The 13804-nt window shown below is 43.2% G+C and carries 12 protein-coding genes; 5 read left to right on the forward strand and 7 right to left on the reverse strand.

Going from position 1 to position 13804, the window contains the following annotated elements:
• Positions 1-156 precede the first annotated feature (156 nt).
• From ACM0P2_RS01475 to ACM0P2_RS01485, 3 genes are all read right to left on the reverse strand, one after another.
• The gene (locus tag ACM0P2_RS01475; protein ID WP_173361144.1) at positions 157-828 is read right to left on the reverse strand and encodes a haloacid dehalogenase type II; all 672 of its coding nucleotides are present in this window, start codon (positions 826-828) and stop codon (positions 157-159) included.
• Positions 829-1061: 233 nt separating this feature from the next.
• Entirely contained in the window at positions 1062-2861 is a 1800-nt protein-coding gene (locus ACM0P2_RS01480) for a GGDEF domain-containing protein (RefSeq protein WP_173361145.1), read from the reverse strand.
• 146 nt (positions 2862-3007) lie between these two features.
• On the reverse strand, positions 3008-3901 hold the full coding sequence (locus ACM0P2_RS01485) for a DMT family transporter (RefSeq protein ID WP_173361146.1): 894 nt from the start codon (positions 3899-3901) through the stop codon (positions 3008-3010).
• A 261-nt stretch (positions 3902-4162) separates the two neighbouring features.
• Here ACM0P2_RS01485 and ACM0P2_RS01490 point away from each other — a divergent pair, with 261 nt between their 5' ends.
• On the forward strand, positions 4163-4681 hold the full coding sequence (locus ACM0P2_RS01490) for an HAD family hydrolase (protein ID WP_419227183.1): 519 nt from the start codon (positions 4163-4165) through the stop codon (positions 4679-4681).
• 2 nt (positions 4682-4683) lie between these two features.
• Here the strand turns inward: ACM0P2_RS01490 and ACM0P2_RS01495 are convergent, their stop codons facing one another.
• Positions 4684-4836 (reverse strand): hypothetical protein, encoded by a 153-nt coding sequence (locus ACM0P2_RS01495; RefSeq protein ID WP_390606730.1) that lies wholly within the window; start codon positions 4834-4836, stop codon positions 4684-4686.
• Positions 4837-4910: 74 nt separating this feature from the next.
• Between ACM0P2_RS01495 and ACM0P2_RS01500 the strand changes: the two genes are divergently transcribed.
• Together ACM0P2_RS01500 and ACM0P2_RS01505 are read left to right on the forward strand one after the other, a co-directional pair.
• A complete protein-coding gene (locus ACM0P2_RS01500; protein ID WP_419227184.1) occupies positions 4911-7844 on the forward strand; it encodes a sensor histidine kinase in 2934 nt (977 codons plus the stop codon).
• Positions 7845-7904: 60 nt separating this feature from the next.
• Positions 7905-8753 carry a response regulator gene (locus ACM0P2_RS01505; RefSeq protein WP_419227185.1) on the forward strand — a complete coding sequence of 283 codons (849 nt, stop codon included), beginning with the start codon at positions 7905-7907 and terminating at the stop codon, positions 8751-8753.
• Positions 8754-8780: 27 nt separating this feature from the next.
• On the opposite strand, the gene ACM0P2_RS01510 is transcribed toward ACM0P2_RS01505, so the two are convergent.
• The 3 genes from ACM0P2_RS01510 to ACM0P2_RS01520 form a co-directional block, all read right to left on the reverse strand.
• Positions 8781-9104 carry a DUF3392 family protein gene (locus tag ACM0P2_RS01510; protein ID WP_419227186.1) on the reverse strand — a complete coding sequence of 108 codons (324 nt, stop codon included), beginning with the start codon at positions 9102-9104 and terminating at the stop codon, positions 8781-8783.
• 64 nt (positions 9105-9168) lie between these two features.
• The gene (locus tag ACM0P2_RS01515; protein ID WP_173361150.1) at positions 9169-10107 is read right to left on the reverse strand and encodes a sugar phosphate isomerase/epimerase family protein; all 939 of its coding nucleotides are present in this window, start codon (positions 10105-10107) and stop codon (positions 9169-9171) included.
• 54 nt (positions 10108-10161) lie between these two features.
• Positions 10162-11166 carry a LacI family DNA-binding transcriptional regulator gene (locus ACM0P2_RS01520; RefSeq protein WP_173361151.1) on the reverse strand — a complete coding sequence of 335 codons (1005 nt, stop codon included), beginning with the start codon at positions 11164-11166 and terminating at the stop codon, positions 10162-10164.
• 375 nt (positions 11167-11541) lie between these two features.
• On the opposite strand from ACM0P2_RS01520, the gene ACM0P2_RS01525 reads away from it, so the two are divergent.
• Together ACM0P2_RS01525 and ACM0P2_RS01530 are read left to right on the forward strand one after the other, a co-directional pair.
• The gene (locus ACM0P2_RS01525; protein WP_173361152.1) at positions 11542-12696 is read left to right on the forward strand and encodes a Gfo/Idh/MocA family protein; all 1155 of its coding nucleotides are present in this window, start codon (positions 11542-11544) and stop codon (positions 12694-12696) included.
• 36 nt (positions 12697-12732) lie between these two features.
• Positions 12733-13800 carry a sugar phosphate isomerase/epimerase family protein gene (locus ACM0P2_RS01530; protein ID WP_173361153.1) on the forward strand — a complete coding sequence of 356 codons (1068 nt, stop codon included), beginning with the start codon at positions 12733-12735 and terminating at the stop codon, positions 13798-13800.
• The last annotated feature ends 4 nt before the right edge of the window (positions 13801-13804 follow it).

Consider the following 13804-nt stretch of genomic DNA (forward strand, 5'->3'; position numbering starts at 1 on the left):
TCTTGTGTTTAGCAAAGAAAAAGTCTTACCTTGGTAAGGCTTTTTTTGTTTGAACACTCGGAAAAATTAAACCGAATTAGCAACCCTAATTACAGCGTTTATCAATATAAAAAACACTTCCGCGTCAAAATGGCAAAATCCATTCTGCCTCTTCTTCTATTTTGTCACTATACTGATTAACTCGTTAAGCGATGCAACAGTGTGATCGGGCATAAGCCCTAGCGGGTACATCATTTTACCCGCACGCTTAACAAATGTAGTTTGCATACCTGTCGCTTTAGCGCCACTGACATCCCATCCGTGTGCAGCTACCATCATAGCGTTCTCGTTCTTTACCTCAGCCTGTTGACAGGCCCAGTGGTAAACCGCTGCATGGGGCTTATAGGTACGAACGCTCTCCACACTTAACACGTGGGAAAAGTAAGTCCGAATATTGGCATATTCAAGCTGTGCATCAAGCCCTGCTTTTGAGGAGTTTGAAAGCGCCACCAAGGTTACGCCCGCACTTTGAAGCGCCTTTAATGTGGGAATCACATCGTCGTGCGCGGGCAGCTGAGTGATATGCTGTTTGATAGTGTCTTTCGCCTTCGCTTTATCAAGCGCGATCCCTTTTCCGTGCGCAACCATTGTCAGTGCTGCTGCCCCGATATCAATGAAGTCGTGAAACTGCGCTGACATGGTATCCACCAAGCTGTGGTGTAACAAATTAGCGAACCACAAGTCTACTAGAGTCTCATCGCCATCTAATACCGCCGCTAAGCCAGTTTTAATGGCCTGCATGTCTAACAGTGTTTCATTAATGTCGAAGAAAATGACCCTTGGTATCACGATATGTTTTCCTTTTGCCATCGGCAATGAATATAGAGTTTTGTCTAAATTTGTATTTAGTTATACCAGTTTGGAGCAGAATTGGTTTCGTTCTAATACTCCATTGCTGTAGTTACTGGTAGTACTGTAAATTTGCTTTAGGAAGAAAATTGTAAGAATAAGCAGCAAGAAATATAAGAAGCCAGCACTACAATATTGTGGCTGGCTTGCTGTATTAAGTAGGATAACAATGCCTATCTATTGTCTGTACGGTTACCCATATCAATCGACATGGCAATATCATCAAGTATGTCGTTTAGCCCTGTAATCTTTTCGTTAGCAATGAATACGCTCATTTGGGACTCAACCACAACATGGTCGGTAGACGCTTCATTTTCAAAGGTATTGTCTAGCGCATTCTGTACGCGGTCGAAGAACTGCCTTGCACTTCGCTCTTCAATATTGTGAAGGCATAGAATGAACTGCTCAGTACCAAATCGCCCTAAAATATCGTTACCGCGAGTTACGTTTTGAAGGGTTTGTGCGATTTGCCTCAGTACTTTGTCACTCTGGGTTGAGCCCATTTTACGAGTTATATCGCGCAAATTACTTATGTCGAAAATAGCGATAGCTATTGCTCTGCCCTTTTTCGGCGCATCGAGTTTATTAATGCGAGCAATGGCCGAATTTGCATTGAGTAGTTGCGTTACAGGGTCTATAGCTTTGCGGGCCAAGTGCTTTCTTCGTAACACATAGCCGGTAATACTGCCTAGTAATAAGAAAATGATAACGGCCGTGTATAAAGTATTTTTGCGACGCTGCTCCGCTTGTTCAATTGCAGATTCTAAATCATAAATGCGGGTGTACAAATTGGCTGCGCCAATAATGAGTGCCGAATCTTGTGTGAGTTCACGTCGTTTTGTGACTTCTTTGGAGTAAAGCTCAAGAGCCGCCTTTGCGCGCTCCATGTTGTCTAACGCCATATACATGGCAACATTAAAGCTTAAGTAATCTAGGTTGGATTGAAACACGCGAGGTACAGCAGCAGTGTTAGTAGACTCAACCTCTGCTAAATATTCTTCAATACAATTTAGATCATTCTCGTGTAAACAGAGTTCGGCTTTATGCCAGGCAACTAGCATCTCTCCAAGCGAGCTTGATATGTTCGCTGTAGCCTTTTCTAGTTCGGGAAGTGTATACGCCAAGCTACTGTAGTCTTTGGTTTTCCTGTGATAGATAGACAATGCGTACTGGTACAAAAAGTTAGTCAGTGGGGTGTCTATTTCGCTATTAAGGGTACCCAGTTCTAGAATGCTTTGATAAGCCCTTTCAGTTTGCCCACTACTTATCAATGACACAATTGCACTAATTATAATGCTTACTTTATTACTGCCTTTGTAAACTTGAAGCCCCATTTCATGCGCTTTTAAATACTGCTCTGCAGCCAAAGCGTGTTGTTCTAAGCTGCCGTAAAGTAAACCAATCGCATTATGTATATGCGCAAGCTCCCCCGGACTTCCGTTATCAGAATAGCGTTTGAGAACACCAAACATTTTGCCTAGCCGAATGCCCGGCTCTGTTGAATCAGAGCAGTAGTTTATAAGCCCTAGTGAAGAACTTGTGTATATGTCGCTGTGACGCTCTGGTGATGACAGCGCCTGTGCTTGTTGGTAATACTTGCATCGAGCGGGGTTTTCCCTAGCGTCATAAGAAAAGCCAATTTGATAAATAGCTGAAGCAAATGAGTATGAACCTCGGTCGATATCATTTTGCATAATAGCCTTGAGCAAGAGGCTTTCTGCTTCTTCATACTTGCCGCGACAAATTAAAAATTGCCCTTTTGCAACGGTCAACGCGAAGTGCTGCTGTTTTGAAATAGACTCAAGAGCAAGCGCATCTTCGAGTTCAGAAAGTAAGGATTGGCTTGGGCAGTCGTAAGAAGGTGAGCGTACTTTTTCAATAACAGCATCAACGCCTTCGTTTGCCAACGAAGTAAAAGAGGCAAGCAAGAAGCCCGCAAACGAAATTACAGTTAAAAACAGTTTTTGAGCCATGAGAATAAATCTTTCTTCTTATCTACATTCTTTATTCGGCGGAAAATTAATGGTTTTGCACATTAATAGTAATGGCTGTTGATATCCTAACCTATATACGGTTTAAGTAAAAACAGTAGATAGAATTTGGTTGTTTTTTCAATTTATTAATGTGCTGGCGAGCCAAAGCTTACCAATATAGCGACGCCTACTAGGGCAACGGCAGACCACGCAATAGTGGCTTTAGTAGCGCGTTCACCCAATATCCAGGCTACGCCCAAAGACATAAGTGCGCTAGTAGCGATAAGGGTTTGAACCACGGCCGCTTTAGCGTATGCAAACGCAAACATTTGTAAATAAATAGCCGCAGTAGTGCCTAGTAGGGTGGCTAAAACAAAAGCGGGCCAAATACGTTTCCCATTGACACTTTGATAGTCGATAACAGGCATATAGCGGGTTTTTGTAAAGGCTATAAGCGGCACTACAAACACCATTCCGCCCACTAGGCGCAAAAATGCGGCGCTGGCGGCATCAATTTCGCCAGCGCTTAAAATGTCGCGGCTGACTACCGCGCCAACGGCTTGGCACAGTGCTGCGCCAACCCCGTATAAGTAACCGCTGGTAGCAAACACATGAGTAGTGCTGCGTTTGCGCGCTTTAATAACCATATCAACAGAAAATAGAACCACCGCAACGCCAACCCACTGCTGCCAGGTAATCCATTCCCCAATAAAAGCCATCGCAAAAAGCGCAGTGAAAAGCGGTGCCAGCGTTTCAGCAACCAGTACCGCTTGGCTATCGCCAATGCTCTGTAAAGCTTTAAAAAAGCAGGTGTCGCCAATACCTATACCAATAAGCCCGCTAAGCAATAACCACAAAATAGCATGAGTACTAATCCCTGTTGGCTGAACCACTACTAAAACTACTGCCAAAATGGCAATAGAAATAAGCCCCTTCCAAAAATTCATGGTAAGTGGCGAAAACGCGTTACCGGTACCTCGGAATAAACGCGCAGCAATGGCCCAACAAAGCGCTGTACCTAGCGCAGCAAAAACACCCATAAATTACCTTTGAAAAAAGCTTGAATAAGAGCAAACGTACTAAAAAGTGCGGCTATGCTAATGCAAGGTGCAATTTGGGTAAACTTAAATCACGGTGTGATTTTTAGCGATAACTTCAGTGCTTTAAATAAACGTAACAGAATGTTGGGCGTAATAATGTCATCATTTAAATTATGTGGTTAAAAAGCTGTAGTGGTAACCTGCGCCTTAGATGGTATTGGGGTAGTGCTGGTATAAAGTGAAGTGAAAGGGCAAAAAGGCGTGAACATTAAACAACTGAATTTAAAAGGTATTAAAGGCGTAATATTTGATTTAGACGGTACTTTGGTAGAGTCGAGCCTAGATTTCACAAAGATGCGTATAGATGTTGGTTGCCCGCAAGACCAAGATATTTTGACCTATGTAGATGCTATTGCGTGTAATGAAACAAAAGCTAATGCCCACAATGCAATTTTGCAGCACGAACTAGACGATGCGCAAAACGCCAAGTGGTTACCCATTGGTAAAGCCATGGTAGAAAAAGTGCAGGCCCATAATTTGCCCATGGCAATAGTTACCCGAAACTGCCGCCAAGCCACCGCAATTAAAGTAGCCAACAACAACATTCCTATCGATTATGTACTTACCCGTGAAGATGCCCCAGCCAAACCAGACCCAACCGCATTATTAATGGTAGCGAATACATGGCAGCTTCAACCTGAAGACTGCCTGTATGTAGGCGACTTTATTTATGACCAGCAAGCCGCCGAGAATGCTGGGATGAAGTGGTTTTTGGTTTAGCGTTATCTATCTATTTCTGGTTTCTTTGGTTTTATAGGACCAATTGGAAGAATGGTGTATAAATCCTCTAAAGCTAAAATATAAGTTCCACCATATACTTTAGTATACTCTTCCTCTGTGAGTACTTGAATGTTCTTTTTTTGTTCGGTATTCATGTTAGTTCCTTCTTATTTAAAGATTTAAGCTCGACGAGCTTAACCACATTAATGATTGAACAGGGATGTAAGGTATGCTTGCTGAGACGCGTTTCCAAAAGCGTTATAAATTAAATGTGTGTGTCTCAATAGTTCTGTTTTACTTCCTCCTTTTTTCAAAATTGAGCCATGCAATTGGCATTAATCTCGAAGGTGTTAACTCTTTCGCTGGCGTTCCTGCGGGCACCATACGAGATCTTGAAATACGAGGTGATATTTTATACGTCGCTTCGGAAAATGGAGTATTCGAAGTAGTTGGTAGTGAATCGTACAAACTAGAATTTAATACTTTTAGTAGTGCTACTGGCATTATCTCAGATATCCATTTGGTAGGATCTGACCTGTGGATTGTCGAGTACGGTGTTGGGATTTTCAAAGTTGACCTTAAGAGCAGAGTCGCGAAACCTTTTCTTTTTGAAGAAGAGTGGTCTAAATCTGTTTGGGCTATCAAGGATACCGCAACACATTTTTACTTTTCCGTGATCGATGATGTCATCTCTGTTGAAAAGCGAACTAAAAATGTTGCGAAACTTAGTGCGCATCTAAACTTCTTTAACTTAAATAGTGCTTACTCACTTCATGCAACAAAAGAGCGCATTTATATTGCAGCAGGCAAAGGCTATGTGAAGGCATCCGAAGATTTTTCGGAGGTTGAATTGTATAAATTTAGCGAGCATCTGCCTCTTATAACTAGTGGAACGTTTATTAAGGAAATAGATAGCAAGCTCTATATTGGAGGACCTGAAGGATTATACATCGTTGGCGATAACAAGCTTTTCGTCCCGCTTGAGGGAATTAACGGTACATATGTCCACGATGTATTTAAAGCGGACAGTGGTGAGATCTGGGTTTCTGACGGGCGTCTCTTATCACTGACGGACGATGAGCTATCAAAGCCATTGTTTATGAATCCTATTCTCACATCTGAGTCTATAAGGACGGTCACTAAACTCGCTAACGGACCCAGTGGCTCTCTCCTTGTCGCATCATCGCAACTGGGATTGATATCTTTACCTGAGACAATGTTAGCAACGAATTTATTGTCAATCGAGGATGTCGTTTTAAGGAATAACATTCATACATCATCTGTTCGAGGTTCTGAGACGTTGGTGCGGACGGAAAAAGGAGTATTTAAATTAAATGAAAGCACTGGGGAGCTACTAGTTGATCAGCTATCGTCAACAAACGATTCTCTCTGCACCTCTTGGCAAGAAACGCTTTTTACGAAACTAATAAACAAAGACTATGATGCAGTTTGTAGCAGTGGATACTCTCATTTTATTGATGTAGACAAAGACGCGTTTTACTTCTATTTCGACGATGGAAAAAAGGCCAGTTACTTTTATGTCAAAGAGAACAAAATCCAAGACATTATTCAAGCACCACGAGGCGTTTTGCAAAGTACATTGCTCTCCGGAGGTGAGCTCGCTGCTTTCGATGAATATGACAACGTGCATTTTCAACTGTCTAAATTTAATTGGCGAACAATTACAGCCAGTGAAGGAAGCTGGTTTGGGCTTCAATGTCTGATTGAGCTCGACGATAGCTACTTGGTATGCACTTCTGGGGCCGGATTAAAAGTGATTGATAAAAGCTCAGGCTCCGTGAGTTCATCACCTATCTTGGGCAATGAGAAGCTCAGATTCATACGTGGCGCTATGATGAGTAAAAATCGCAATCTTTGGGTCGCTTCAAACATGGGGCTTTTTCTTAAACTTCATGAAAGTGGGGAGGTCTTTAAGCTCGGAACGCGATTCGGTATTTTAGACACTGACTTTGAATATAAAAGTTTTAAGCAGCTACGCGAAAAAATTTTGTTGAAGGGGGATAAATATAGCTACTTAGTAGATGAAGCTATATTGATAGATAGTTTGCAAAAGTCAGCTAATAGTCGATCGTCAGTTGTACTTTCGAATGTAAAGTGGATTGAGAATTCTGTAGAGTATGTTACCTATTTTCCAGAATCTTTAGAGTTTAAATTTGATAGCAGTTTTGAAGGAGCCACATTTAACTTTGTTATCAATGGTGATAAATTGGAAGAGGAAACAATAGAATTCTATCTAGATGACGGTGATTGGATATCCCACAATAAACCGGTGTTAAATCTTTCCTTAAGTGACCTCGATACGGGCTCTCACAAACTCTACCTACGAACAACCTCTCCATTAAATGCTATACAAAGCATGACAATTTCATTTGAAATAGCACCACCATTTTGGGCTTCTTCGACCGCTTTTCTTATCTATGCGTGTTTAGTATTTCTTTTTTGGTGGTTATGGAGAGTTGGCCTAATTAATAAATTTATGGACCGTTTTCGATCAACAACACTTTACACCCATCTTACTCGGTACGAAATCACCGATGGTCATTCTAAATTCGAAAAAATGTTACGTAGTAAAGAGCGCTTCATCAACGAAATTATGCAAGAGCTTCGTACGCCAATCCAACTCATCAACGGCTCTTTAGAAAAAGTCTCTGATACAGCTAAAGGAGCAAGCAAGGAATTAATTTGTGTACAGGACAATATGAAGAGAGTAGAGCATTTAATTAACCAAATGAGCCAGGATGTCCCTACAGCGTTGAACGCAGCAGATTACTACAAACTATATTCGCTAGAAAATATTCGATTTGTCGTTTTATCTCTTGAGCCTTTAGCTAAACAAAAAAGGCAGAACTTAGAGGTTCGAATTAAGGGGAAGAAGGAGGTGTCGCTGATTAGCGATAGCTTAGAAAAAATTCTTGTTAATTTGGTACAAAACGCAATTAAATTTACACCAGAACTTGGAACGATAAAAGTTGCTGCCGTACAAGATAGCAAGGAACTGAAGATTACCATTACTGATGATGGTGAAGGTATTGACGATCATCTTCATCAAAAGGTATTCGAAAGGTTTGAAAAAGGAAATACTGATAAAGACGGCAGCGGCGTTGGTTTGGCAATGGTTAAGTCATTAGTGGAATTGAACTAGGGCGAGATTACCCTAGAGAGTCAAAAAAGCATCGGCACTAAAGTTACAGTAAAACTCCCCATGGATGACGTAGCGTTTGTAAATTCACATGCAGAAGACTTGTCCCCAGCACACGCAAAAACAAATAGGAAATCACTTTTAATCGTTGACGATAGCAGAGCATTCCGCACTTATCTTTTTGACCTATTCTCCAAGAAATATAGATGTTTAGTCGCACGGAACGGGGTTCAGGCTCTGGAGGTCATGCAGCACTATTTAGTCGATTTAGTCATTACCGATCAAATGATGCATGAAATGAATGGGCTTGCGCTGACTAAAGCCATTCGTAGTAACAATAGCTACGCTCATATTCCTATTCTAATGCTCACCGCAGAAACCGGAACTGGACTAGAGAAATTAGCGCTAGAAGAAAAAGTAGATTATTTCTTGTCGAAGCCCGCTTCTAACGAAGAAATTACCCTGCGTGTCGAACATTTGCTAGCCCTGAGAAAGGTAAATGAAACCGAAGACAAAGAAAATGAGCGGCCTGTATTCAAATATGGGTGCCTGAAAATTCCTGAGTTTAATAATGAAAAAGATATGGCGTTCTATCTTAACTTTATCGCGGTACTGGAAAAAAACTACCACGATGAATCATTCAATAGAGAGCAGGCCGCAGCAGAATTACTTATCAGCGCGCGAAGTTTAAATCGAAGAATGTCTGAGTTGTTTGAATACAACTTTAGCGAGTTCCTGTCACGTTTTAGAATCGAGAAGTCCATTCCACTATTGTTGGAAGGAAACAGTATTCTAGATACCTGCTTAGACGTAGGCTTTGGCACAGCAGCTTACTTTTCGACATCGTTTAAAAAGGTCATGAACTTACCGCCAAAGAAATTTGTGGAGCAGTACAACGAAACTGTAGCTTAGAGCTTGAATCTCACAACTAACAAACCTTTATAAATACCTACGCCTTTCCGCCAAAAAGCCAATTAACAGAAACGATGCAACATAGCCTGCACCTTGGTACTGCCAGGGTAAGTAGGCTAAGGTGTGTTTTAAAAAAGGTGCGCCGTACAAGGTTAGTGCGCCATAGCCGAAGGCACACAGCACTACAAACAAGCTAACGCGAATGGTGAAATGGTAAGGTGCCAGTATGCGTTTCACATGGCCGTTAATTAGGTCGCCGTACACCACTAAAATAGTGGCCATAAGCATAATGCTCATTTCATTGTAATAGGGGCTTAATGCGCGAGAAAGGGCACTGAAAAGTTCACTCATAAAATGACTACTATTATGACGTTATTACTGTGTGCCCATTATAACCACGGCAGCGTTAAAAGCGTTAGCTAACACCTTTGTTTAGTGCGCTTACTGCTTTAAAACCTTGCTCGATAGTGGCAATGCGGTCGGTGGTTTGGTCCCGCTCTACAAATTTGTGTTCAATGCCTGCTAGTTTGCCGTGTGCGAATATCTCTTTAAAGTTAATGGTGCCTGTGCCCACATCTGCAAAGCTGCCGTCTTCAGCCATATCTTTTACATGCCAAAGCTTAAAGCGGCCTGGGTACTGCTTGAAATAATCAACCGGGTTTTTACCCGCTTTTACCGTCCAGTATAAATCAAGCTCCATGGCAACCAGGTTTGGATCGGTCTGGGTTATAAGCACATCTAATGGCGTCTTGCCGTCGCGCACTTCAAACTCAAAATCGTGGTTGTGGTAGGCAAGGGTAATACCCTCTTTTTTACAGGCTTCACCAATGGTATTAAGTTTATCAGCAAGGGCTTGATAAGGCGCTATGCCCGTACCGCGCTGCGCTTCGCTAAGCCAAGGCACTACCAAGTACTTGTGACCGACGGTTTGTGCGTCATCTAAAATTTGTGACAGGTTAGTATCGAACGCGTCTAACTGAATATGAGCCGACGGTGCAGTAAGGCCATTTTCATCAAGCAGCTGTTTAATTTCTTTGGCGCTGTGGTCAAAATAGCCCGCAAACTCCATTTCCGAATAACCTACGTCGGCGGCCAACGTAAGAGTTGCAGGCACGCTTACCTTCATAATATCTCTAAGGGTATAAAGCTGCAGTCCAACTGCACTGCTATGCATGCCATTCATCATCCCTCCTTCTTCATCACTGTGATTGTGCGCCAAAACAGTAGGAGCGCTCATCGCCGCTATTAAGCCAGACGAAAGTTTGATGAACTGTCGTCGTGAAACAGCAGAGCCAATTTTGCTGGCTGCGTCCGATATTGCGTTTTTACTTAAGTTTTCTTTACTTAAATTCACTGCTAACTCCTTTATTGTCGTGGTACATAGGTGATGGTGCTAAGTGATAGCCGATTAACTCGAAGCTTCGCCCGTGCTCTCACGCACTATTAGTTCAAAGGGCATAATAACCTTCGGCGCCTTGCGAATTTTTCCGTTAAGTAAATCAACAAGCAGTGTAACCGCTGTTCTGCCAAACTCTTCGGCTGGTTGAGCTATGGTAGTAAGCGGTGGGTCAACAAAAGCAGAAAATGCGATGTCGTCGAATCCAGCAACGGAAATATCTTTAGGTATGTTTAAGTTGGCTTGCTTGAATGCCTGCATGGCACCAATAGCCGTTTCATCGTTTTCACAGAAAACCGCTGTTGGTCTATTATGAAGGGCTGCTATATGTACCCCGGCGTTATAACCTGCCTGCAGGGTAAAATCTCCGGGAAATAATAACTTTTCATCAAAAGCGATATTAGCGTTAGCCAATGCATCTTTATAACCGGCTAAACGTTCTTGCGTAAGTGGGCTGGAGTCCGGCCCTTTGACCATGGCAATGCGGCTATGCCCTTTACCGATCAAGTGCTCTGTCATTGCTCTGGCCGCGGCCCGGTTGTCTAACGACACAACGGGATATTGCCCATTGTCGATAACCTCACAGGCGTTAACCATAGGCAATAACCCGTGATCATTAATCATGGAGACATCAAGCGGATTGTTTGCACGAAGTTGAATAAGACCGTCCGCTTGAGAGGTGCTGACCATCTTGGCGTAATGGCTTTCAATGTCGCTATTACCAAGGGTATTGGCTAATAAAATGGAATAGCCCAATTCAGCTGCGGCTTCCTGCATGCCGCTTATCACGCGGGCAAAAAATACATTAGCAACAGTGGGCACAAGCACCACTAAGTTATGTGTCTTTCCCGAGCGAAACTTTACCGCCATTAAATTGGGTTTATACCCAACCGCTTGTACCGCGGCCATTACCTTGTTACGCGTTTTTGGTGAAACGCGCTCGGGCTGCTGCAATGTTCTTGAAACGGTCGCCACCGACACGCCCGCGTTATCTGCTACATCTCTTATATTAGCCATTCGTATTTTTGTTTTTTAGTGCTGCTTTCATCGCATTGTAAACCTAACTCACTGAAACCGTGCTTTTAGTTACTATTCATGAGTCTTGAAAAAGAGAATAGTAATATGTAACCGTTTTCATTTTGTAAAAGAATACCCGCTTAAAAAGAAACGTCAAAGGGTATTTGTATGTTATTTGTAAATATTAATAGCATTTGAGCGTTGGTTTATAGGTATTGTAATCCCGTTAACCGTCTATTTCTGTTTGCTTTCCACATTGAATGTAAACTTTAGATTAATGAAATGATGATTTTATGGTTGACCATTAAAATGTAACGGGTTACATTTTTGTGTATTGTTCACATCAACCGTGCGTCTGCGCACAGAGGATCTGCTATGAAACCAATTCGAATGGGTATGATCGGTGGCGGAGAGGGGGCGTTCATCGGTGCTGTGCATCGCCACGCCGCTATGTTAGATGGAAACTATCAGCTGGTATGTGGTGCATTTAGTCGCAATGAGGAAAATAATTTGCGCACTGCCTCGTCATTACACATACCCACTTCCCGCTCATACGCCAGTTGGCAAACTATGCTTGAAGAAGAGGCCAAGCTGCCAGATCAGCAGCGCATGCAGGTTGTGGTTATCGTAACGCCTAATCACCTTCATGTACCTATTTCAATTACCGCTATTAAAGCGGGTTTCCATGTGTTTTGTGAAAAACCCGCAGGGGTTAGCTTTGCTGAAGTAAAAGAACTGCAAAACGTTGTTCACGCTAGTGAGTCTTTATACGGCTTAGCCCACACCTACCTTGGCTACCCTATGGTATGGCAAGCTCGCCATCTCGTTGAAAGCGGTATGCTGGGCAAAATTCGAAAAGTCTATGTTGAGTATCCGCAAGGCTGGCTGTCTGGTGAAGAAGAAACGCACAACAAACAAGCGCAGTGGCGTACCGACCCGGCCATTTCTGGGGCAACAGGCGCAATGGGCGATATCGGTACTCATGCATTTGGGTTGGTTGAGTTTGTATTAAACGACAGTGTTACATCGCTATGTGGAGAACTAAATACTCATGTTGAAGGACGTCGATTAGATGACGACGGCGCTGCGCTTATTAAAACTAAAAAGGGGGCGTCGGGTGTGCTGATTGCCTCACAGGTTTGTGCTGGTGAAGAAAACGCATTGAAGATCCGCGTCTATGGTGACAAAGGTGGCTTAGAGTGGCGTCAAATGGAGCCAAACTCTGTTATTTATCGCCCTGTTAACGCACCTTATCAAGTGTTCAGAGCAGGCCAAGGTCAAGTTGGTCTATGTGACGAGGCATCTGCACGTTGCCGCGTTCCAGCCGGTCATCCAGAAGGCTACTTAGAAGCCATGGCAAACTTGTATACCGATTTTGCGAAAGCAGTGCGCGCTAATCAAAAAGGTAAAGCCGAGGGCGTACCGGGAATAAATTCAGGCATACGCGGCATGGTGTTTATTGATGCCATGCTCGCCAGTACTGACAGCGACACCAAGTGGGAGTCGGTCAGTCAGGAAGGAACGCAGTAATGCAATTAAAACATACAATGAAAAAGGTGAGCGCTTATGGCTACTAACCAACAACCTATAAAAGGGCCTGCTATCTTTCTTGCTCAGTTCATGGGAAAAGACGCACCTTTCGATACGCTTGAAAATATGGCCAGATGGGCAGCCTCGCTCGGCTACAAGGGAATACAGGTTCCAACCGATCCTAGTCTGTTTGATTTAGAAAAAGCAGCTGAGAGCCAAGATTACTGCGACAACATCGCTAAAATTTGTAAAGACGCAGGGGTAGAAATCACTGAGCTTTCTACCCATTTGCAAGGTCAGCTAGTGGCGGTTCATCCTGCTTACGACGAGTTATTCGACAACTTTGCGCCTGCGCACTTACACGGTAAGCCACAAGAGCGAACCGAATGGGCAATTAATCAGCTTAAGTGTGCAGCTATCGCGAGTAAGCGCTTGGGGTTAAAAGCTCATGCTACTTTTTCTGGTGCATTAATGTGGCATTTGGTTTACCCATGGCCACAGCGTCCTGCTGGCTTGGTTGAGCGAGGCTTTGCTGAATTGGCTAAGCGTTGGAAACCTATTCTCGACGCATTTGACGATGCGGGTGTTGACGTATGCTACGAAATTCACCCCGGGGAAGATTTACACGATGGTGCATCGTTCGAGCAGTTTCTAAAAGCGGTAGATAACCACCCACGAGCAAATATTCTTTTTGACCCAAGTCATTTTGTTTTACAGCAACTTGATTACCTTGATTTCATTGATCGCTACCACAGCCGGATCAAAATGTTTCACGTTAAAGACGCCGAGTTTAATCCTAACGGTAGAAACGGTGTGTATGGTGGTTATCAAGACTGGCAAGACCGCGCAGGGCGTTTTCGTTCCCTTGGCGACGGTCAGGTCGATTTCAAAGGTATTTTCAGCAAGCTTACCCAGTACAACTTCTCAGGTTGGGCAGTTCTCGAGTGGGAATGCTGCTTAAAAGACAGTGCGCAAGGTGCAGCTGAAGGCGCACCGTTTATCGCTTCACACATTATCGAGCCTAGCAAATATGCGTTTGACGATTTTGCTGGTGGTGAAGTTAGCGAAGCGAAAAATAATCGCATTTTAGGCCTTGAGCGCTAAGCGC

The organism is Alteromonas sp. OM2203, assembly GCF_048517045.1.
In the GTDB taxonomy this organism is placed as follows: domain Bacteria; phylum Pseudomonadota; class Gammaproteobacteria; order Enterobacterales; family Alteromonadaceae; genus Alteromonas; species Alteromonas gracilis.

Excerpts from the sequence above, each read along its gene's own strand:
- ACM0P2_RS01480 (WP_173361145.1), bottom strand. The coding sequence starts at position 2,861 with ATGGCTCAAAAACTGTTTTTAACTGTAATTTCGTTTGCGGGCTTCTTG.
- ACM0P2_RS01485 (WP_173361146.1), bottom strand. The coding sequence starts at position 3,901 with ATGGGTGTTTTTGCTGCGCTAGGTACAGCGCTTTGTTGGGCCATTGCT.
- ACM0P2_RS01495 (WP_390606730.1), bottom strand. The coding sequence starts at position 4,836 with ATGAATACCGAACAAAAAAAGAACATTCAAGTACTCACAGAGGAAGAG.
- ACM0P2_RS01500 (WP_419227184.1), top strand. The coding sequence starts at position 4,911 with ATGCTTGCTGAGACGCGTTTCCAAAAGCGTTATAAATTAAATGTGTGT.
- ACM0P2_RS01505 (WP_419227185.1), top strand. The coding sequence starts at position 7,905 with ATGGATGACGTAGCGTTTGTAAATTCACATGCAGAAGACTTGTCCCCA.
- ACM0P2_RS01510 (WP_419227186.1), bottom strand. The coding sequence starts at position 9,104 with ATGAGTGAACTTTTCAGTGCCCTTTCTCGCGCATTAAGCCCCTATTAC.
- ACM0P2_RS01520 (WP_173361151.1), bottom strand. The coding sequence starts at position 11,166 with ATGGCTAATATAAGAGATGTAGCAGATAACGCGGGCGTGTCGGTGGCG.
- ACM0P2_RS01525 (WP_173361152.1), top strand. The coding sequence starts at position 11,542 with ATGAAACCAATTCGAATGGGTATGATCGGTGGCGGAGAGGGGGCGTTC.
- ACM0P2_RS01530 (WP_173361153.1), top strand. The coding sequence starts at position 12,733 with ATGGCTACTAACCAACAACCTATAAAAGGGCCTGCTATCTTTCTTGCT.